The 20,192-nt window shown below is 48.4% G+C and carries 15 protein-coding genes; 1 reads left to right on the forward strand and 14 read right to left on the reverse strand.

All coding sequences use genetic code 11. The features are described from left to right. Nucleotides 1–32: 32 nt before the first annotated feature. The 8 genes from MMG03_RS02755 to MMG03_RS02790 form a co-directional block, all read right to left on the reverse strand. A complete protein-coding gene (locus MMG03_RS02755) occupies nucleotides 33–827 on the reverse strand; it encodes a phosphatidylcholine/phosphatidylserine synthase (RefSeq protein WP_088665551.1) in 795 nt (264 codons plus the stop codon). A gap of 111 nt (nucleotides 828–938) precedes the next feature. Next, complete coding sequence (locus tag MMG03_RS02760; protein WP_073234100.1) at nucleotides 939–2,714, reverse strand: ABC transporter substrate-binding protein; 1,776 nt, start codon at nucleotides 2,712–2,714, stop codon at nucleotides 939–941. Between the two features lie 118 nt (nucleotides 2,715–2,832). Continuing rightward, complete coding sequence (locus tag MMG03_RS02765; protein ID WP_073282983.1) at nucleotides 2,833–5,355, reverse strand: PQQ-binding-like beta-propeller repeat protein; 2,523 nt, start codon at nucleotides 5,353–5,355, stop codon at nucleotides 2,833–2,835. Then, nucleotides 5,345–6,055: a response regulator transcription factor gene (locus tag MMG03_RS02770; RefSeq protein WP_073156053.1), complete on the reverse strand. Its 711-nt coding sequence runs from the start codon at nucleotides 6,053–6,055 to the stop codon at nucleotides 5,345–5,347. Before MMG03_RS02770 ends, MMG03_RS02765 begins: the two co-directional genes overlap by 11 nt. 2 nt (nucleotides 6,056–6,057) lie before the next feature. Continuing rightward, the gene (locus MMG03_RS02775) at nucleotides 6,058–8,118 is read right to left on the reverse strand and encodes a cell wall metabolism sensor histidine kinase WalK (protein WP_073156056.1); all 2,061 of its coding nucleotides are present in this window, start codon (nucleotides 8,116–8,118) and stop codon (nucleotides 6,058–6,060) included. Nucleotides 8,119–8,240: 122 nt separating this feature from the next. After that, on the reverse strand, nucleotides 8,241–9,425 hold the full coding sequence (locus MMG03_RS02780) for a LysM peptidoglycan-binding domain-containing protein (protein WP_249505582.1): 1,185 nt from the start codon (nucleotides 9,423–9,425) through the stop codon (nucleotides 8,241–8,243). 38 nt (nucleotides 9,426–9,463) lie between these two features. Then, entirely contained in the window at nucleotides 9,464–10,816 is a 1,353-nt protein-coding gene (locus MMG03_RS02785) for a hypothetical protein (RefSeq protein ID WP_073156059.1), read from the reverse strand. A gap of 42 nt (nucleotides 10,817–10,858) precedes the next feature. Next, nucleotides 10,859–12,580 carry an AAA family ATPase gene (locus MMG03_RS02790; RefSeq protein ID WP_249505583.1) on the reverse strand — a complete coding sequence of 574 codons (1,722 nt, stop codon included), beginning with the start codon at nucleotides 12,578–12,580 and terminating at the stop codon, nucleotides 10,859–10,861. Between the two features lie 275 nt (nucleotides 12,581–12,855). Between MMG03_RS02790 and MMG03_RS02795 the strand changes: the two genes are divergently transcribed. Continuing rightward, on the forward strand, nucleotides 12,856–14,685 hold the full coding sequence (locus tag MMG03_RS02795) for a CotH kinase family protein (RefSeq protein ID WP_083538071.1): 1,830 nt from the start codon (nucleotides 12,856–12,858) through the stop codon (nucleotides 14,683–14,685). A 99-nt stretch (nucleotides 14,686–14,784) separates the two neighbouring features. On the opposite strand, the gene MMG03_RS02800 is transcribed toward MMG03_RS02795, so the two are convergent. From MMG03_RS02800 to MMG03_RS02825, 6 genes are all read right to left on the reverse strand, one after another. Then, nucleotides 14,785–16,452 carry a glutamine--tRNA ligase/YqeY domain fusion protein gene (locus MMG03_RS02800; RefSeq protein WP_249505584.1) on the reverse strand — a complete coding sequence of 556 codons (1,668 nt, stop codon included), beginning with the start codon at nucleotides 16,450–16,452 and terminating at the stop codon, nucleotides 14,785–14,787. A gap of 57 nt (nucleotides 16,453–16,509) precedes the next feature. Further along, nucleotides 16,510–17,433 carry a cysteine synthase A gene (gene cysK, locus MMG03_RS02805; RefSeq protein ID WP_249505585.1) on the reverse strand — a complete coding sequence of 308 codons (924 nt, stop codon included), beginning with the start codon at nucleotides 17,431–17,433 and terminating at the stop codon, nucleotides 16,510–16,512. 35 nt (nucleotides 17,434–17,468) lie between these two features. Then, the gene (locus tag MMG03_RS02810) at nucleotides 17,469–18,536 is read right to left on the reverse strand and encodes a DUF3300 domain-containing protein (RefSeq protein ID WP_088665545.1); all 1,068 of its coding nucleotides are present in this window, start codon (nucleotides 18,534–18,536) and stop codon (nucleotides 17,469–17,471) included. Between the two features lie 68 nt (nucleotides 18,537–18,604). Next, nucleotides 18,605–18,874 carry a hypothetical protein gene (locus MMG03_RS02815; RefSeq protein WP_073156072.1) on the reverse strand — a complete coding sequence of 90 codons (270 nt, stop codon included), beginning with the start codon at nucleotides 18,872–18,874 and terminating at the stop codon, nucleotides 18,605–18,607. A 15-nt stretch (nucleotides 18,875–18,889) separates the two neighbouring features. Further along, nucleotides 18,890–19,498: a LemA family protein gene (locus MMG03_RS02820; protein ID WP_073234093.1), complete on the reverse strand. Its 609-nt coding sequence runs from the start codon at nucleotides 19,496–19,498 to the stop codon at nucleotides 18,890–18,892. Beyond that, nucleotides 19,495–20,184 carry a hypothetical protein gene (locus MMG03_RS02825; protein WP_073156077.1) on the reverse strand — a complete coding sequence of 230 codons (690 nt, stop codon included), beginning with the start codon at nucleotides 20,182–20,184 and terminating at the stop codon, nucleotides 19,495–19,497. The genes MMG03_RS02820 and MMG03_RS02825 overlap by 4 nt, the downstream gene beginning before the upstream one ends. Nucleotides 20,185–20,192 lie beyond the last annotated feature (8 nt).

Genomic DNA, 20,192 nt, shown 5'->3' on the forward strand with positions numbered 1-20,192 from the left:
TCGCAGTTTTCGCATTAAACCTTTTATAAGAATTACTTCTGTGCTTCTGCTTCTGCAATAATCTTCTTGCGCTGCACAAGGCCAAGAGCAAAACCGATAATCATGTAGAGGCTCATCAAGAGCAACAGGTATTCGGTAATGAACGGAATCTTTTCAGAAACGAACATGAAACCGCTAATGTAGGTGAGTACAATCAGAACTGCCTGGAACAAGTTGAGAGCGACGCTCTTGCGGGGCTGCAGCTTGGGGAGGAACAGGGGGCTCACCATCAGAAGACCGGTAACGAGCATAACCAGGATCGGCACGAAGATGAAAGCGCCGTTGGGATCTGCAAAAACGCCCTTAGACTTCAGGTAGACCACCAGGATGGCGTTAACAGCACCTGCGAAAGTGGAGGGAAGGCCAGAGAAGTGGTGGTGGAACGTGTCGGAGTCGCAAGCGTTGTACTTGGCCAGACGCATAGCGGCGCACAATACGTAAATAGAGAAAGTCACAATCAAAAGCACGGCGTTGGTCTGGAACCATTCCGGAGCGCAGTTCTTATAGGCAAAGAACACGGTGAATGCCGGGGCGACGCCGAAAGCGATAAGGTCTGCAAGGCTGTCGAACTGAGCGCCGAACTCGGAGCTGGCGTTAACCAGACGTGCGGCAAAACCGTCCAGCTTATCCAGCAGAACGCAAAGAACGATAAAATAGCCTCCCATACGGATAGGGTCTGCCGTGGTAAAGGAACTGAATGCACCCGTTGCCCAACAAACAGCGAATACTCCCAGCAAAAAATTCATACTGGTGAATGCGTTAGGCAAAATGAAACGAGTCTTTCCCATTATATCCTCCACTATAAAAGTGCTGGCTGAAAAATAGCTTATTTTTTATCCATTTTACGAAAAAAAACGTTCCCGAGGGAACGTTTTCTGAAAAAAATCGTACTTGACGCCTTATTTGGCGGGCTTGATTCCCCAAAGAGCCTTGACGCCTGCTGCAATCACCAGAATCTGGGGCGGAGCGTAGGGGTTTTCTTCGCTGGGGAAGTTGGTCCAGTGCTTTGTGGAGAATTGGTAGTACTGGGTCGGGCGGTACATAACCGGCAGGGCGGGAATGGTCTCCATAAAGATTTTGTTCAATTCTCTGTATGCCTCGGTCAGTTCCTTTTCGTCGGTCATTGCAGGAATAGCGCTGATTAACTTGTCTGCATCGGCATTCTTGTAACGACCCTGGTTGGCGAAGGCTTCTTCTCCCACAGGCTTGTAAGAAACGCTACCCATAATCTGGTCGAATCGGTTCCAGGGGGAAGCTGCGGACATTTCTGCTGTCTGGGTCTTCATGGCCAGGTCGAAGGTTCCGAGACGGAGGTCCTTGTCCCAAGTGCTGTAGTCCACAAACTTTTCTTCTGCAGACAGACCCAGTTCCTTGAGGGATTCCACGGAAACCTTGATGACGTCTTCCCAGTCGGTCCAGCCTTGGGGGCATTCGATAGTGAAGTTTCTAAGGGGCTGACCGCTCTTGTCCAGTAACTTGCCGGAGTCGTCCCAGCTGTAACCAGCTTCTGCGAGAATGGCCTTGGCTTTTTCGATATCGTAGTAGTAACCGTACTTGTCGGCGTCTTCCTTGAAGAAATACTTAGATTCGGTGCCGAAAGGCAGGATGAAACCGGGCTGAACGGCGGGGGTATAGTTGGAAACTGCCCTGGACTTGATCTTTTCAAAGTTGATGGCGTGCATCATGGCACGGCGAAGTGCAACGTCGTTAAACGGAGCGCTTTGCTGCTGGATAAGGAGGGTAGTGATGGACCCGGGCTGGTGGTACGGTTCGTTTCTGCTCCAGGCACGGATGCTATCGCGGGCCTTATCCCAAATGCGCGGCAGGAACACAGACGAGATGTCCAGGTTGCCCTTGGTCATGGCGCTGTTGAAATGATTGTTGCCGTTGTAGAGGGAATGTATGATATAGCGAGGCGTGGGCTTCTGGTTGTTATACTTGGCGTTGCCCCAATAGTTGTCATTACGTTCCAGGACAATCTGGTCGGGAGAGTAGGCCTTCAGATTGTACGGTCCGGAAACAACAGGCTGATCATCATTCTTGAACTCGGTAATCTTGGCCATATCATAATCCTTGCCGGATTTAGCCGAGTTGATCAGAGGTTCGAATACGGACTTGGGAAGAATGGAGGTTTCCGCAATGGCGTTCAAGATGATGAGCGGGTTCTTGTTCTTGCCGAAGTGGAAGGTCACATTGTTCTTATCGTCTGCGGTAATCTTGCTCAGGAAGTTCCAGTTGCCGTGTCTAGGAGTGGGCAGCAGGGAGTCGATGCGGAACGTGAAGAGCACGTCATCGACTGTAACCGGTGTACCGTCGCTCCACTTGGCCCTGGGGTCCAGGTGAACAGAAATGGAATTTTCGCTGCTCTTATAGCTGTCGGCAAGCATGGCTTCCAGTTCGCCGCTAAGCTGGTTATAGGCTAGAAGGGCCTCGTAGGAAAGTCTGCAGTTTCCGTCAATCGGGAAGTTGGGGTCGTAATCCAGCGGATTGAAGGTGGACGGGGGGGCCCAGTCAAAGCCGCCGATATAGAGCGTTTCGCTGCGGGGGTATTCTGAGGATTCTGTTTCTACGACTTCATTCTTGTCTTCATTGCAAGCCACCAAACCGACCGCGGCGATTGCCATGATCGTTTTTGCGAATGCAGAGAAAACGCTAGTTTTAAAAAGTTTGCTCATCTTCCAATGCCCATAAGAAATATTCGTTAGAAATTTAGTGAGTTTTTTATGAAAAAGTTATCAAATTTTGTTTACAAGTCCTAAAATTTGGGCTATTTAGAGGATGTTTCTAAAAAATTTACAGAGAGAAACCGTATAATATGCGTTTCGGGGAGGCGCTGAACAGGGTTTGATTCATGACAAACGGGGTTCCTGCACCTCCGGGGGTATTGAATTTTCGGATGAATTTCCCGTCATTTAACGAAATAGAAACAATTTCATTTCCCTGGTCGATCCATATTTCTCCATCTTTGACAAATGGGGTCGTGAAAATGGAGTTTTCACCCTTGTATTTCCATATGGGTGCGCCCTCCTTGGAATAAAGCATTAGAGTCTGGTCTGACAAACCTATAATCAGTTTGCTTTCATCATTATGTCTTATCGATTGTAGCGAAACGATAGGGGCTTCCACCAAAATTTGGACAGGCTGTTTTTCTCCTTGATGGGGGTTGAAAAGGATCAGCTTATTGTTGCTAGAGGCTATTGCCATTATTGAATCGGCGGTGACCATATGGGAAACAGGTCCCTGGATCCGTCTGGAGAATCCACTGATGATTTGCCCCGATGCGTCATCCAAAGCGTTGAACTCGCCTTCCAGATTGCAGGTGTATAGGTAATTGTGATCCTTAACGGCAAAGAAGGGGGTGGAATAAATCTTTCTTGACCAGGCCAGCTTATTGTCGGGTTTCATTGCCTTGAGAATAAATCCGTTCCATGTAGTAATGTATGTTGCCTGGTCGAGAATCTTGGCTTCGAAGGCTTTTCCGGGAAGCTGGATGTTTGTGGGTACAGACTCCTTACTGAACTCGAAAAAGTTGACTGTATAGCCGGAGGCAACCACTAGGTTCCTATCATCGCTTGCGATGACAGGTGTATTTTCAAGATGGCTGATTTTCTTAGACCACTTCAGCTCCCCGTTTTCGGTGTTGATGCAGAATAGTCTATCGGCTGCAGGATCTATCGTAAATAGGTCCTTCTTGTTGCCGAAAAGTTGGGGGTAGCGGGTTTTCGGTGAAATCGGAAGCAGGTTGATGTGTTTTGCTCCAATGGATTTCCCGTACTGGCTCAGAATAAGGTTTGTAGCGCGAGGATTGCTGGCCGAAAGTCGTACTGCTTCTGACCAGGCTTTTTGCTTTTCCTTATTGCTGCTCTTCTTGTTTTCGAGGTAGAGGGCTTTTAGGAACCAACCTTCTGCGTTGCCGGGTTCCAGGCTGAATAGAGTGTCTAGCACGGGGGCCAGGGAATCCCACATGCCCCTTTCGTAAAGGCCGATGGCTTTGTTTGCGAATACTTCGGAACGAAGAATTTTCTTACCGTAGTAACGGGGTTGAATGGGGTACAGTTTTCGTTCGCCAAAGTAAAGGAAGATTCCGTCTTCAGTATGGACGGGGGGTGCGTCAATCGGGGTGGTGAAGCTAAAATTCCAAAGAGGGTACAACAAAGTGTCTACGGCTGTAATTGTACCTTCTTCGCTGAATAATCCTAAGGTTCCCTTGGCGAGGGGATAAATCTTGGTTGCGTCACTACGGATTGACGCCCGGGTGAAGCCGCTTAATTGGTCAAAAAGGGAAACCTTGCCTGAAGCTTCCAGTACGACAATGTTGCGTTCAAAGCTGAACATGGACTCCACGTTGTTAATGGAGGTTTTCCAAATGGGATTGTTTCCTTTTTTGGGTACGTAACAATAAAGGTTTCCGTTTGAAACGAGGAATAGCAAGTCCCTACTGATGATAGTCTGCTTAATAACGTCAAATTGGGCTATGCTGATGTTTTCATTTCCGGTTTCGGAAGACACAAAATGAAGCGCATTGTCGGCGCAGTTGAGTATGAAATCGTTTGTCGGTTTGTAGAAGCCTTCAATAGTGCAGTTTGAGTATTTTTCAGCGATGTTGGCAACAATACCTTTTTTATTGATAATGTACAGTTGCGTATTGGTTTGAATGATGGCGTGATTGTCAAGGAACAGGTAGTCTGTTGCCTTGGCTATGCCGTAGCTGACTTGAGGCACGCTTGCGTGGAATTTCTGAAAATGCAGGCTGTCTCCATCTGCGGATTGATACCAAATACCCTTGCCGGTAATAAATAGTATCTGAGAGGCGCCGGGCAGTGTTGTCGGAATAGGGATTATCTTCCCGTTGTCTATTCTGCCAACCGTTTCGTCCTGGAATAGACAGTAAGTTGGCCCCTCTCCAAAAAACCTCTTGATGCGGGTTCTTAAGTTGATTGGGGTGAGTAGGAAACTTTCAATCTGTTTGCTGGTGGCTGCATCACGTTCGGCTAGCCAATAAGATTTAGTTGTTTCGTTGGTTCTTGATAGACTTTGCTTGTAATAGAAGTTCGACGAGGAATTGTTTCCGGACAATTCCTGGATTTTTCCCAAATAGAAGTAGGCGGATTCCTGATCTTCCTGATCACCTTCTGCGGCTACATTTTCCAATATGCGGATAGCTTCCGTCACGTCCCCTTTCATTTCAAACATGTAAACGGCTTCTTGTATCAAGCTTTCCATTTTACTTGCATGAGAAAAGACACTTAAGGTCAGTATGACCATAAGCTGCAGGATGAGTGCGGAACCGGCAAATTGTTTGAATCTATTCAACATCGAACTTGTAGCCTGCTCCTCGAACAGAAATTATGATTCTGGGGTCTGTCATGTCGTCTTCGATTTTCTTACGCAGGTTTCCAATATGGTTGTCGATCGTTCTTGTAGATGGCATGTTCTCATCTGTATAACCCCAGATGTCCTTGAGTAGGTCTTCTCGTTCAACAACTTCACCACGGTGCATCCAGAAATATTTAATAATCTGGTATTCCCTGGTTGTAAGGTCCAGGGGTACGCCCTTCTTGACGGCCGAGAATTTCTTGATATCCACTTTCAAGTCTGCAAATTCAAGAACGTCCGGCACCACATTTCCGTTACCGGCCTGGGGTTCGATTCGACGTCGGAAAGCCTTGACTCTAGCCAGCAATTCCAGAATAGAAAACGGCTTGGTCACGTAGTCATCTGCGCCCATTTCCAGGCCTGCAACTTTGCTGGCTTCTTCGGTTTTTGCCGTGAGCATGATGATATAGCATTCCGGATGCTTGTTGCGGATATAGCGGCATACTTCAAAGCCGCTTTTCTTGGGAATCATCAAATCAAGCAGAACCAACTGCGGCTGGAATGAATCAGTCTTTTCGATGGCCTCTTCTCCATCACAGGCTGTTTCTACTTCGTAATTTTCCATTTCGAAGTTGTCTTGCAAACCAAATCGGATAATCTCTTCATCCTCAACAATGAGAATTTTAAAATTTTGTGCCATTCTTACTCCGCCCTTTTAAATTTTATGGTGAATGTGGATCCTTTCCCTGGTTTGCTGACGAGAGAAATTGTGGCTCGATGAGTTTCTGCCACTCTTTTTACAATGGCAAGACCTAGGCCAGAGCCTTTGGTACTGCGAGTCATTTCGTCACCAACTCTATAGAAATCATTAAATATATTTTTTTGTTCTGAACTAGCGATGCCGACACCAGTATCTGCTACAGAAAAAACGGACCATGAATCTTCTGTGTAGGTTTTTATTGTGATGTCTCCGGGAGCGTTCGTATATTTGATTGCGTTTTCGATCAAGTTTTGTGCGAGACTATATAATGCGGTGTAGTCGCCCATGACGAATACGTTAGGGTCGAATATGGTGTGGAACGTAAGTCCCTTCTCGACTCCGATGTCTTCAACGGCGTCAAAGACTTTTCTGGCGCAAATAGAAAAGTCTAACCGTTCCCATTTGAATGCTCCGGTTCCATGTTCCATGCGGGTGTAGTTGAGAATAGCCCCAATGAGGTTTTCTAGTCGGGTCGCTTCCTTACCAATAAGGTTTGAGTATTCTTGTACCTTTTCCACTTTTTGAACTCGTCCCCTGGCCATCATTTCGGCAAACATCTTGATGGAGGTCAGCGGTGTTTTCAGTTCGTGAGAAACGCTGGAGAGAAAGTTTGCCTTCATGGACAGGAGTTTTCGTTCCTGTGTAATGAACTTAAACATGAAGAAAGATCCGAATATTACCGTAATCAGGGCGAATAGCATCAAACCATACATTAGGAACATCCGATGGCGGGTTTCCTTTCGAATATCCTGCATGTCTTTCTCGTAAAGGATCAACTCAAGACCGAGCGCGTCTTCCAGGTGTACTTGGTTGATTATCGTTGTGCTGTCGAGGGCGGTTCCCAGAAGGACAAGATCGTTTTTGTCAATAACGGAGAAGGGGATGTTCTTCCAGCTTTGAGCTACGCTTTTGAGTTTGCCGAGGATTCTGTCTTTGTAGGATTCCTTGTCAATTTTGGCAATGACGACCTGGTCCCCAGAAAGGTAGGGGTATGACATCTTGAAGAGAATGATATCTTCATTGGATTTGAACGATATGCCGTCCTTACTTGCGGGGGTATTCTCTAGGATGTCCTGGAACTGGTCCTTGTGCTTGTAGAGGATGTCCATGTATCCAAGTTGCCTGTTGAAATTTTCACGTAAATTCCAGAAGGCTTCGCGCTTGTCCTGGGGAAGTTTTTCAAATGACAGAATCTGTGTAAAGGCGGATTCGAAGAAAAATCTGGATGATGCAATATTTTCTAGACTAGACCCTTCAAAGAATTCTGCCAGCACGGCAAGGCAGTAGTCCTGGGCTTCCTGATGCTTTTTCTGTTTGACAAGAATCTCGAAGTGCAACAGTCGGACCGACCATGTAAGGTCGGCGTGAAGGTAGCCCTGCTGGTGGGGATTTTGTTCCAAAAACTCCACTAGCTTTAAGGCGTCGTCATATTTTTTTTCTTTGTAGTACAGTCGGATCAAACCCAATAAATCCTGGGTCTGTTCGGAGGGGTCGAACAAATAGAGGCTGGGCCTAAGCGATTTTGAACGCTTCTTGATGTAGTTCTTTCGGCTGTTTTCTTCTGTAAGTCCGGAGAATTCTTCGCTGAACAACTTTTTCTCTTTTAAGGTGGCGACCTTGTTTGAGAAATTTGTGGACTTGAAAAAGTGCCTTGACGAAATGTCGGGATAGATCAGCGCACCTTGATTGAAAAGGAATATGGCTTCAATTCCGTCGACAGACTTGAATTCGGACGCATGACCAAAGTCTAGAAGTCGCTGGGGCTGTTCATAGAGAAAAAGTGATGCGTTCTTTGTTTCTAGAAAGACCTTGTGTTGCTCTTTTAGAACGCTTTCTTCAACGTCATTCTGAAATGCAGTCCTGTTTTCGTTGAAATTCTTTTGCGCCAGAAAGATTTCGTTTTGAATATTACGAAAACTGAGCACCGCCAGGATGGCGGTGGGTAGAATGATGCCTCCGACAAATAAGAGGATAAATAGCAGATTATTGCGGGAAACCTGCATAAGCTTCTTTTATAGCGGAAGGTATACTGACAATCCCGGGAACTGCAACACGACCAAGCTTCCTGCCATTAGCAGGAGCAGCAAGGCAATTGCAATAAGGGAGATGGACAATAGCGGACGAATCACTTGATTACGTTTGCCCTATGGGTAACAGAAACCTTATGTCCCATTTCGACGCGGCGATTGTTGGAATAAATTTCGCGAATCAGCACCGAGGACTCGTTTTCTGCTGCGCGAGCGATGACGCCTCTACCGAGAAGGCGAGGAGGCATGCTTGCATCAGACTTGTCTTCTTCCCAGATTGCCACAGCATCGCCGGTATTGTATCCCTTTGCGAAACCACCATCAATCAGAACGTAAGAATAAGCTCCGATAATCAGCATGGGGTCCATGGAATAACGAATAATGGCAAGGGAATCCATCTGGGCTGTCTTTTCTGCCGTATAACCTGTTACGTTAATGGGTGCAAGAGGCTGCTTCAGACGTGCTTTAGACTGGTTGATTTTGATTTCGCGGAAACTTTGTACAATCTGGGCACGAGACAAGGTGTCGCCGATAGCGGTTATTCTTGCAATGCCTGACAGTCTCAACAAGGCGAACTTGTCAAAACTTCTTCCCTTGGATGCGGGAACGTCAATAGCCTTGGCATCGACAATTTCAATGAGGTCTCCCTTCTTGAGATTGCTATTGGTCTTTTTACCGATTCCTACGACAACTTCGCTTTCGGGAAGGTGGATCAGAGGTTCTTTCTTTTCTCCAGAACGGATAGAGAAGAAGGCGCTGTCCTTCTTAAGGGAGTCCAGGGTGTAGATCTCGGGTGCTAGAATCTGGTAGTATCCATTGAACAGCTTGGGTTCGGGGCGCTGCTTGTAGTAGTAGGAATCTGTAGGTTTCTGCTTCTTTTCCTTCTTGTTCTTGCTACGAAGATCGCCTAACATGCTTTCGAAGTCTGCGTTTCTTTCGTCACCGTCATCGCAGCCTGCAGAAGTAATTCCCTTCGGCAGGTTGGAGTCGGCCACTGCAGCGTCGCAGGGATACTTTTTCATTGCAGGGTCAATGTGGAGAACCGCTTCTTCGCGGGTGCTGTCGCCGAGGTAAATGGAGTCACCCGGGTAAATCCAGTGCGGGTCCTGGATGTGGCGGTTGTTTTCCCAGAGATCGGGCCATGCAAAGGGATCCTTCAGGAATTCGTCACTCAAGTCCCACAGGGTGTCGCCTTCCTTGACGATATAGGCGGATGCAACAAGGGCTGAAAATCCCAAGCCGATTGTTAGATACTTCAAAAGACGCATATTTGAAAAACGCATATAAAACCCTGCAGGCTGAAATAGCTTTTTATTGAAATTTAACCTTTTCTCTGTTTGAACGTGGGTGCACTTTGGGCAAAATGCGGCCTTTCTGCGCTATTTTGGCGGTTTACACGTTCCTGAGGACGCTGAACATTACGAGATTTTGCCTTTTGTGCCGGGTTCTGTCCAAGAATTCCGGCTCTGTCGGGCACAAACAGGAACAGTATCTCGAATTTACCGCTTCCCGGTTCAAGGTACAGCGGGATGCTCTTGCGAAGCATATAACCTTCACGACGGAAATGCTTGATTTCCTTGGTTGCCACTTCCAGGTTAGATGTTTGCAGAAGAATTCGTTCCGGCCTGGACTGGGCTGCCATCTGTTCCACATTGGAGGCCAGGGACTCGTCTCCGGGCAGGTTGAAATAGAACGTCCAACGACCTTCGTTTTCTTCCTTGTTAAAGAACTTGGTGAAAAAATCCGCATCCACATGACCGCGATAGAATCGCATGTTTTCGTCGGGGACGTTTCGACCATTCAAACGTGAAGACTGCATGGCGTATTCGCGGCAGTCCAGCGAGGCCACCTTCTTGAATCGGTTTGCCAGGGAGGCACTGACAAAGGAACAACCCGAGTAGAATTCAAAGAAACAGTCGTCCTGGTTCGGGTGAATGGCACTCTCGATTCGCATGGGAAGGCCAATCCATGCATTCCTTGCCTTGGGAGCCCAGTCGAGCACATGCATATAGATGCCGGTTCCGCCAATAGAAATGAAGTCGCTGCCGAAGGCGCTCTTGGCTTCAACTTTCATGGGGGTGGTTCCGGTGGGATCGAACATGTAATCCGGAGTGCACTGGACGTGGTGACAACTGATAATTTCCGGGCAGGAACGTTCCAGGAAGTCTACAAATGTCTTGTAGCCGTGTGCGGAATTTCTACCTCTGAGATTGACCTGGACCAAGAGGGCGAACTGGCCGTCTCCTGTAGCCCTAAAGCAAATTTGACGGAGGGCCTTGCCGAAAATACGGAGGTGGTCCTTTTTCAGCTGTTCATTAACTCGTGTAACGACTTCAGGACGTTCCATGTCCTTGACGGGAGCTTCAATAACGAGTTTTTCGCTTGCGCCCTTGATGATTTTTACAATGCGCCAGTCGCAATTTTCTGCAGGAGTTTCCGCAGTATACCAGGCTTGGATTTTTCCAGGAATTTTTTCGGTTTCTGCCCAGGCGGCGAGTTGACGCTTAAGATCTTCGAAAGTTGGAATGACTCGTTCGACGGGTTTTGCCGGTTTTACTTCTTCGTCAACCGTGGCCTTGGCAGCAACACGTTTGTTGGCAAGAGGCGCGGCAGGACGTCTTACGGTTTCGCGTCTTTCATTTGTCTTAAAGGGCTTTCTTTGCGGCTTGTACATGTCAATATCTTTTTGTTAAATCTTTTCTATAAAGTATGGAGCTTATACCAGGAATCGCGGATAAATCCAGGAGCATTCGCGAGCGACCATCTTGGGGAATTCTCTGAAGTTTCCGTTAATCTGGTACAAGTTGAGGCTACCTTCAACCGGGGTCAGCTTCATGACAGAGTCTGCACGGGCTTCCAGGTATGGGAATTCGTCAATGTTGCAGCTGGATACAACGGCGCATCCGGTAAGTGCAATGATTGTATCGATCATCTGCATCAATATCTGATGGGGAGAGCCGCTCAGTCGGGTAGACTTGGGATTGTGCAACACAGAAGAAATCGGGTCGATCACGACAACGCGGTAATCGTGGTTTTCCAGTTTCTTGGCCCCCTGGATTCTCTTGGCAATCAGCTGTGCTGTTTCAATCGGAGAAAGTGCAGTTCCGCGAAGATTCAGGAAACCGAACTTCGGGGTGCTGGCATTCAGGTCACGCTTAGATCCCAACAGGTGAAGGCGGTTGAGGAACACCGATTTAGTAAGTTCGAAATTAATGAAGAGAACGTCACTGGATGTGGTGGTATTACCGAACCAGTCTTCCCCGTAGCAAATGGACAGACCAAGGTCCATCAATGCAAGAGACTTGCCGCTCTTGGGAGGTGCCGTAAAGAGGAAGAATTCGCCAGCGCGGAGCATGTTTTCCACGATGGTCTGGTCTTTTTTCGGCGCTTCTTCACTGTCGCTAGCCAGCTCAATCAGCGGCTTGCCATCCAGAGAATATTCCACCCATTCACGCCATTCCTTAAAGTTCTTGGCGCCCTGTTCCAGTCCGATAAGGTACTGCTGCTTACCGCCACGAAGTACGCCCGGCATGCGGACCATCATATGGGGATTTCGGTTGGACGAATCTACTTTAAAGCCCTGGGAATCCAAGGTCTTGAAGAGGAAGTCTACGCGTTCGTTATATTCTTCTTCGTCATTTGCAAAAATCTTGATCCAGGCCTGCACGGAGTTGGCGCCTGTGTTGACCAAGGCGGCACAAGGCAGGTTCAAGGCCTTGTAGTAAGCCAACTGCTTGGCAAGACTCATCTTGGGGTTGTCGACGACGACATAACGGTAATGCCAAGATTCATCGGAGGCATCTTCTCCACCCTTAACGGCATTGATGCACAGAAGAGCGCCTTCAGGACTGTCCAGGCTCTTCATTATTTTCTTAATGGCGTCATCCTGGCCAACGATGTTGGACACCAGTTCTTCGGTACTGTTGGAGGTGTTGGAAATCTTGAACTCGATGGTTTCATCTTGTTCGAAAGTAGATTCCAGCAACTTGGCCAAGTCTTTTCGCCAGTCGGCTGCAGGCCAGGGAATGGAAAGGGCTTCGGGGTCAATCTTGAAGTTTTGCAGAAGTTCAAGAGACTGGGTGTCCAGACCCATGGCGAGCATCTGTTCCATGGAAATCATTCCCGCCGAAAGGGGGGAGATTATGGGCATGGCTACAGTCTGGGGAGTGGCCGGTGCTGCTCCACCTTCCACTGCAGGGGCCTGTGCTACCGGAGCTGCTGCGGGTGCCGCTTCTGCGGGGCGTTCAGAGGAACGTTTTTCTGCAGAGAATGCTCGACGGAGCGTCTGTTCGACTTCGTCGCCATCCATGCCTTCATCGCGAGCTTTGCCACCCAATTGGAAGCTGGCGTCCATAAAGGTCCATTCTTCTTCCATGGCGGCAACACCGGCCTTATACAGTTCGGCCTTTAGTTCGTTTCCGCTGAATTTACCTTTCAAAAACTGATTAATTATTTTTCTTGCGCTTTCCATAGGGCAGCCTCAAACTCAAAAAAATACTCAAAGTTAATGTAGCTTATTTTTTAACTAGAAATTTACAGAAAGTGATTGGTTAGACATTATAGGGTATTTTTCCATGAAAAATGGCTGAAGTACGGTTTCCTTTTCCAAAAATGCTGTTGTTTCTCCTTACAACGCGAAAACGAAATTCGATTAATCTTTTTTTTGTACAAACTTTAAATTTAGGGTAGGAATGTTGTTATTGGGAGAATAAAATGAAAAAGGACTTCAAGAATCGAATTCTTGCAGGTATGTTTGGCTTGGTCGTTGCTAATGCGGCTATAGCCCAGACCTACGACTTGCCCATTATCTTTGTGGATACAAAGCAAAAATGTCTGGACAAGAACGTTTCCGAAAAAATTCCTGCCACTATGAGGGTTTTGGATGCTGCTACAAATTCTGTAGCTGATAGCGCCAAGGGAAAACTCTATGATATCGGAATTAAGGTGAGAGGGCAATCTTCCGCCCTGTTCCCAAAGCCGGGTTATAGTGTTGAAGTTCGTGATTCCATTGGTGGAGAAATCGATGTAAGCATGTTAGGTCTCCCCGCAGCAGACGACTGGGTGTTCCATGGTCCCTACGTGGACAAGAGCATGATGCGTAACTCCCTGGCCCATTGGCTTTTTAGGCAGGCCGGCCGCTATAGCCCCCGTACCATGCATTTTGACTTGTATATCAATGGTGTTTACCGCGGTGTGTATGTGCTAATTGAAAAAATCAAGCGTGGTAAGTACCGTGTGGATGTGGCCAAACTCAAGGAAGAAGACATTGAAGGTGATGAATTGACCGGTGGTTACATCTGGGCATTCGACAAGACCGGCACTAACACCGGCGGCGCAGGCAGCGGTGATGTCAATAACGAAGGTTTCAGTACTTCAGACGGTTTGAATGTCATTCTCCACTATCCTAAAAAAGACAATATCCAGGAGCAGCAGGAAAATTACCTGAAGAAGTACCTGAACGATCTTGAAGGTCTTTTCAAGGACGGAAAGAGTGGCTCTGGCTACGAGAACTACGTGGATGTAGGGTCCGCTGTCGATTACGTCCTTCATCAAGAAGTTACGAACAATGCCGACTCCTACTGGTGTAGCTTCTTCTTGCATAAAGATAAGGATAGCAAGGGCGGCAAGGTCACTTTAGGTCCTCCCTGGGACTTCAACTTGGCGATGAGCAACGGTACCTCTCCCGAAGGCCAGAACAATGGCGGCGGTATGTGGGGCGGCTTCGGTGGCATGGGTGGTTTCGGTGGCATGGGTGGTTTCGGAAGTTCGGGAACCACGGGCTGGCAAATCGAAAACAGCAGTAAGCAAATTGCCGACGGAAATGGCGGTGGCGGCATGTGGGGTGGCTTCGGAGGAAGTTCCCTGAAGGCTCCTCGTTGGCTTACCAGCATGTGGAAAAATCAGAGTTACCAAAGCGAATTGAAAAAACGCTGGGCCGAATTGCGTAGTGGCGTATGGCATACCAAGACTATGGATGCCTATCTGGATTCCATGAAGGTCTACTTGAAAAATGCTGCCGACCGTAACTTTGAACGTTGGCCGAATTTAGGAAAGTCTAGCGGTCAGAACGATAATGATCCTCAGCCTATGAAGTACTGCAATCAATCTGGCGGAGGCATGGGAATGGCCATGGGTGGTTACAACGCTGACACTTGGGACGGTGAAGTGGAGCACCTTCGCAAGAAGATGAAGGAACGTATGGCCTGGATGGATGAACAGCTCGGTTTCACCGAGCCCGCCAATCCCATTGTGACGGAACCGGTGATTCATATTCCCACCATCGAAGATAAGAAGGATACTGTATCTTCGCAGACGTTGGCTGTGGATTACAGCCGGTTGTCTCCCACGAATTTCTTTGTCGTAAACGGATCAAACCTGGAAATTCAAACAGATATTGGCGGCACATTCGCCATTATGGATTTGAACGGAGCTATTCTTTACAAGACTAGAATTCAGGTGGGCTCTACATCCATGAAGGTTCCTGCCAAGGCTCAGAATAAGCATTGGATCGCTATCCTTAACGGGAAGATGCTTTCCAGATAATTTGTACGGATTTTTCTTCCAACAAAAAAAGTCCATCGGCGAAAAAGCCGATGGACTTCTCTTATATTTTTTTTCAAGAACGTAGAATCGTTCCGCAAATTACTTTGCAGGATTGAAACTGTCCTTCAGGCCAACGGTGCGGTTGAATACCAACTTACCCGGCTTGGAATCGTCGGAATCCAGGCAGAAGTAGCCGAGACGCAGGAACTGGAAGCGGTCTTCCATCTTGGCGTCGGCCAGGCTGGGTTCCAGCTTAGCCTGCTTAATGACCATGGATTCAGGATTCAGGTAGTTGTGCCAATCTTCGCCTTCGGGAACATCAGACGGATCTTCAAGAGTGAACAGGTTGTCGATGAGACGGACTTCTGCATCTACAGCATGAGCGGCGCTCACCCAGTGGATGGTGCCCTTCACCTTACGACCGTCAGGAGATTCGCCACCCTTGGAGGCAGGATCGTATTCGCAGTGAATGACGGTCACCTTGCCGTCTGCGTCCTTTTCGACGCTCTTGCAAGTTACGAAGTAGGCGCCCTTCAAGCGAACTTCGCCTTCCGGCTTCAAGCGGAAATACTTCTTGGGAGGTTCCTCCATGAAGTCTTCTGCTTCGATGTACAGTTCCTTGGAGAACGGTACCATGCGGGTGCCTGCGTTAGGATTGTTGGGGTTGTTTTCCACTTCCACCATTTCCACCTTGCCGTCTTCCCAGTTGTCGATGACAACCTTCACCGGATCAATCACAGCCATAGCACGCTTGGCGCTCTGGTTCAGTTCTTCACGGATGCAGAAGTAGAGCAAGTTTACGTCTACCATGGATTCTGCCTTGGACACGCCAATGCGGCTGCAGAATTCGCGGATGGAGCTGGGGGTAAAGCCACGACGACGGAAGCCGCAAACCGTGGGCATACGGGGGTCGTTCCAGCCAAGAACAGCCTTGGTTTCCACCAGTTCAAGAAGCTTACGCTTACTCATCATGGTGTAGGTCAGGTTCAGGCGGGAGAATTCAATCTGCTGGGGGCGGTTTTCCAGACCCAGTTCAATGAGGAACCAATCGTACAGCGGGCGATGGGCTTCAAATTCCAAAGTACAGATAGAATGAGTAATGCCTTCGATCCAGTCGCTAATGGGGTGAGCGAAGTCGTACATGGGGTAGATGCACCACTTGTCGCCAGTGCGGTGGTGAGTGCAGTGCTTGGTACGGTAAATCACCGGGTCGCGCATGTTCATGTTGGGGCTAGCCAAATCAACTTTTGCACGGAGGCACTTTTCGCCATCGGCATACTTGCCGTCACGCATTTCGCGGAACAGCTTCATGTTTTCTTCAACGCTACGATCGCGGTAGGGGCTGGGCTTAGAGGGCTTACCAGCATCGTTACCACGGTATTCCTGCATTTCGTCGCGGGTCAGGTCTTCAACGTAAGCCTTGCCCATTTCGATCATCTTTTCTGCAAAGGCGTAAATCTGGTCGTAGTAGTCAGAAGCAAAGAATTCTTCCTTCCACTGGAAACCGAGCCACTTCACGTCTTCGCGGATAGAATCCACATATTCCACATCTTCCTTAGTGGGGTTGGTATCGTCGAAGCGGAGGTTGGTGAAGCCACCGAACTTCTGAGCGGTGCCGAAGTTCAGGCAGATAGACTTGGCATGGCCAATGTGAATGTAGCCGTTAGGTTCCGGCGGGAAACGGGTCAGCACCTTGTTGCGCTTACCGGTCTGCAAATCGTTGACAATGATGTCTTGAATAAAATTCGAAGATTCAGGAATATCCATTTTCTAACCTTTTAGGTTTTTGCCATAATTTTACGGGAAAAATGTAGAAAAATCCCTTTACTTTTCTGTCCACAGCCAGGTGCTGAGGTAGCGTTCGCCGGTATCAGGGAGCAGGGCCACAATGCGTTTTCCCTTAAATTCGGGACGCTTTGCCACGGTAAGGGCACATTCCAGGGCTGCACCGGAAGAAATACCCACAAAAATTCCCTCTTCTGCCGCTGCATCGCGGGCGGCCTTGCCAGCCTTTTCGGTGCTGGTCAGGTAGACTTCGTCCACCACCTTGGGGTCATAAATCTTGGGGATGAAGTTTGCCCCGATCCCCTGGATCTTATGGGGGCCAGCAACACCCTTGGAAATCATGGGGGAGTCGTCAGGCTCGATAGCGATTACATGCAGGTTGGGATTCTTTTCCTTGAGGTACTTTGCGGTTCCGCTGACAGTTCCGCCTGTGCCTGCCGTAGCGATAAATACATCCACCTTGCCTTCGGTATCTCTCCAGATTTCGGGACCGGTGGTCTTGTAATGGGCGTCGGGATTGGCGGGGTTTTCAAACTGCTGGGGAATAAAGCTCCCAGGATTTGCTGCCGCAATTTCGTTTGCCTTTTCGATACAGCCGGCCATTCCCCTGGCACCTTCGGTAAGCACAACTTCTGCGCCCAAGGATTTCAAAAGCATACGGCGTTCCACACTCATGGAGTCGGGCATGGTCAGCACAACCTTGTAACCCTTTACGGCTCCAACATAGGCGAGGCCTACGCCGGTGTTTCCACTGGTGGGTTCGATAATCAGAGCGCCGGGTTTCAGTTTGCCTTCCTTTTCTGCGGCTTCAATCATTTCTAGAGCCACACGGTCCTTGGCGCTGCCCAGGGGGTTGAACATTTCAAGTTTGACGTAGACTTCGGCATCTCCCTTATTCAGTTTGTTTATGCGGACAAGGGGGGTATTACCGATAGTTTCAAGAATGCTGTTGTATAGTGACATCTGGTTACCAAGTGATAATTGGGAAAAAGGAAAATCTAACGACGAATGCTTCTGCGGAAACCGCCATTACCTTGGCTGTTTGATTCTCGTGAACGATCATCTCCGTTGCGGCGATCGTCATATTTACGGTCGTCGTTATAGGTTGAACTCTGGGAAGAATTCGTCTTCTTGTTTCTTGTCAAGTTCTGCGGATTGCTGACAGGTCTATATTCTTCCTGAGGATGTACATTTTCTGTTTTCGTGTATGTAGGTCTTTGTTGTTCCTGCTTTGCAGGCTGCGGTTTTGTTGAAGGCTTGGGACTAGTTTCCCTAACAGGAAGGCGATGATGGCTCTGGGGCTGGGATGGGGCCGGTGCGTAGGAATGTCCGCCATGCCTTGGGGGCTGTGCATTGTAATGGTGGCGCGGTCTAGGTGGACGCGGATGGTGACGGATGGTGTGGCTATGCCATTCGAACCAGGTGTCGCCCCAAACCCAATCGTTATACCAGTATCCAGTCCAGACCACATGGCCATAGTGCATCGGTACATAACGGTCTGTGTGAACATAATACACTACAGAGGGGTTATAGACAGGAACATAAATGTATTCCTTTTTCACCGGTTCAATTGTAATGTATACATCCCGTTCGACTTTTATGTATTGGTCAGAGTTCAGATTCCCGTGGTCATAAGCAGCGTGGCGCATACGCTGGACTGCAAACATAACTTCGCCATTCTGATTCTTTACGGCTCTGCCCAGCTGAGATGTCCAGGTGGAGTATTTTGCCATGGTGGCAAGAATCGTCGGGAAGGGAATCAGGGCTAGAACACTGGCGTCGTAATCAAGGCCAGCGCGCTGCATTTCCGCCGTGAGTGCTTCACCTTTGAAACCCTTGTGGGCGTTTGCCCAGAGGCTTGCCGATGGAGTTTCGTCACTGTGGGTTGATGCCGTTAAAACGTGGGCCAACAGCGGATCTGGATAAAGTGCGATGGTTGCGACCAATGTATCCAATTCCTCTGCGGAATAGTCTGCTGCCTTGGCGCTTCCCGAGAAGGTCATGAGTGCAAAGGTTATTGCCAGGAACCATTTGACTAAAATGTTTTTCTGAAAAGACTTTTCCATAAACAACTCCTGTACCTCAATTTACAAAAAAGGCCTCTTCATGGATTTAATCCGCGGGAGTTTTTGTGCTAGAGGTAATTTTTGACTCTTATTTCAGGATTCAGATTTTCTTTGGGTAATTTAGGCACGTATAGCTTTACCGCATAGGCGTAGGAGTCGTTTTCGGCAATGATATCACCTTCCTGCAGGTCTTCATAAACTTCAATTTCGATTTCTACTCCGTCCCTGGCGGTCTTGCGATTCATTCGCATCGACAGTTCTTCCTTGGTAAAGAGGACGTCGATGACTTTCTTATAGCTGCCGTGATGGGTTGTGCCTAAAATTCGGGTACATTTCATTGGGCAAAACTCGAATTACTTGGTGTCGAACTTTACTGTAGGAGCGGTGCTTGCGCCTGCGTCTGCAGAGAACTGCACTTTGGGGCTGGCTCCTGCAAATCCGGCAATCAGACTGTTGGGGAACATGCGGATGGTGGTGTTGTACTGCATGACCACTTCGTTGTAACGCTTACGTTCCACGGCAATGCGGTTTTCTGCACCTTCAAGCTGCACGCGCAGTTCCTGGAAACTGGTGTTGCTCTTCAAGTTCGGATAGTTTTCGCTGACAGCCATCAAACGCTGCAGGGCGCCGCCCAGGGTAGCCTGGGTTTCCTGAAAGCGCTTCATGGCCACTTCGTCGTTCAGGACGTTTTCGTCAACTTTAACGACGCCGCCCATATGGCTGCGGGCATCCACAACGGCAGTCAGGGTGCTCTTTTCAAAGTCGGCTTCACCCTGCACGGTAGCCACAAGATTGGGAACCAGGTCAAAACGGCGCTGGTAGGTGTTCTCGACTTGAGCCCACTGGGCCTTTACGCCTTCGTCCAAGGCGATAATATTGTTATAGACGCTAACGGACTTGCCAACAATGATTGCTGCAAGCAAGATGACGGAAACGAGAGTGCCGATAATTACCTTTTTCATACCACCTCCATGGTGTCGACGAGGTTGACTATTTCTGTGACGGTACTAATATAGCTATTCACGCTGTCCAGGAACAGTTTTTCGTTTTTGCTGCTGATGGGAGTCTGCAAGGCTGGGTAGTCGTTAAAGATCTGCTGGTGATTTTCGGGATATTCCCTGTGGTTCAGGTAGTATACTCCGTACATGGTAGGAAGCATGGTGGAACTTGCCCGTACGAAGAATCCCAGGGGGTTGCGATCTTCCTTGAGGTAGGTAAAGGCCCTGCGCAGATGGACTAGCAAACCGCGCAACTCGCGTTCGCATTCCAGACGCAGACATTCCATGTTGGGCTCGTAATTGGGGAGGGGAGCTGCACCGGCAATGACTGCGTTGCGATGGGCGATGTGCAGAAATTCCAACGGGAAGACGTCTTCTGAAGACTGGATTTCCTTTAGGGTGAAGTAATAGCGGAATTCAATATTTTCTTTCTTGGCCTTTTTCAGCAGGTTCTGCAGGGGGGCGATCTTTTCGCTGGAGTTGTCCCTCAGAATGAAGCTGATAGTCCAGGGGGATTCCATGGAATTGAAACCTTCCATCAGACAGTCGCCGTGGGCGAAAGCCGAAATCAGGTTGTCGCCTAAAGTTTCCTGCAGAAGGCGGGGCCAGTCGGAATTCTGTAGTTCGATGACGCTCAAGTTCTTTTTCATATATCAAA

The organism is Fibrobacter sp. HC4 (genome assembly GCF_023373925.1).
Classification (GTDB): Bacteria; Fibrobacterota; Fibrobacteria; order Fibrobacterales; family Fibrobacteraceae; genus Fibrobacter.